This window comes from Citrobacter sp. wls826, assembly GCF_005281245.1.
Taxonomy (GTDB): Bacteria; Pseudomonadota; Gammaproteobacteria; order Enterobacterales; family Enterobacteriaceae; genus Citrobacter; species Citrobacter braakii.
In genome coordinates this window covers 1-1,448 of sequence record NZ_SZWS01000009.1, presented here as the reverse complement: position 1 = coordinate 1,448, position 1,448 = coordinate 1, and the positions used below count along the sequence as shown (strand labels likewise).

General features: G+C 53.2%; 1 protein-coding gene. It reads right to left on the bottom strand.

All coding sequences use genetic code 11. The features are described from left to right. Nucleotides 1–63 precede the first annotated feature (63 nt). Nucleotides 64–816 (bottom strand): DUF6685 family protein, encoded by a 753-nt coding sequence (locus tag FDW87_RS21315; protein ID WP_252362911.1) that lies wholly within the window; start codon nucleotides 814–816, stop codon nucleotides 64–66. Nucleotides 817–1,448 lie beyond the last annotated feature (632 nt).

Here is a 1,448-nt window from a genome sequence, read left to right as displayed (position 1 = left end):
CTCGACTGGTTAAATAATGCGCTTAACGTACTAAATTTTCCGATCTCCAAACTGACTCCTTATTCAACGTGACGAAGGTTCTTTGGCCAACTGCTGGAGCTGCTTCCCGAAATCAGGAAAGGCTGCGGCTGAAAGTACATCAGCAACAGCACTGGCTCTGGGATGGCCACGTTCAAGCCAGACCAGTTTGAGAGCAACTCCTGACTTATCCGTATCATGCGTGTGACGAGGCAAACAGGAATTACCAAACGGGCATTCAAAGGCATTCATGGCGTCGAAAAAGTTGCCGAAGAGTTCATCTGCCGGAATAGCAAACAGATGCCATTGCTGACGTATAGCGGAGATCATCGGCACATTTACACCATAGCGACAGAGTCTGCCTGTAAGCGGAACCGCAATGCCTAGGCGGCATGCCTGATAGCGAGCAGCGCCAAAATGGTGTGAGCCACCGTCGTTCATCCAGTAGAGTCTCCGCTCTGCCCACGGATATTCAGCAAACAGCATCCGGTCGATCCGTAACTCCCAGTGACGCATATTTTTTCGCAGGTGCTCTTCAGTCACAGGTTCAGCCAGCTCACGGCATCTCAGTACAGGAAACTCATCGATGTCCCGGATATCATGATCCATAGATTTCGAGGCCGAAATCCCCCAGATATCTGTGATGTCGCATGAAAAATGAGGGACATTTTCTTTGCTAATCAGCTGCTGAACCTCCGGAACAGCAAGTGAATGGCTTTCGAGCCGGCGCTGGTAGCCCGGTTTGCGGTACTCGATCGTCCAGGGACGGGAATGAATTGATGACAGAGAAAAAGACATCCAGTCCTGCCAGTAGACCACCGACCGTGTCCAGAACGTGTCGACAGGGGCGATGATCGGACAGGGAATTAGCTGCCCGGAAGCAATCGCCCCCTCCAGGCGGGCCTTCCCAGAGAATGGAGAATCTCCTCACGTATCCAGCCAGCGGTTCTGCGCCAGACAGAAGGCCTGGCTTCTGCCGCCTGATCGACAAATTTACCTCTTCCCGGTTCATCGCTCATATGCTTCCCCTGATGGTCATATTAGTCCTGATCACGTCCGGGCAGCGCGCAGGCATTCCGGGAATGCGCCAAAAGCGCATAGAGGCGCCCTCAGAAGTTGACCAGAGCACGGTTGTTAATGGCGCCGTAGCCCGGCGTAGCCGGTTGATCGATAGAAGATCGCTATTAACCCCCCCCTTCCCTGCAAAGCCATAACCCGCTTTCAATCGACTTAGGAGTGGATATGCGCCTTCGGAGTGGTCACGACAAGGCTTAGCCGCAGTCGGGGCGTATCTCCGCGTTAGCGGGCCATCAGGGCCGCTTACGGGCGTGTTATATAAAACTTCCAGCCAGTACTACTAACAGCGACTAAAAAGTTTAGTTACATCATCCAGCATTAAAAGCGATGTAGTTCCCGGCCTTCGGCCGGGG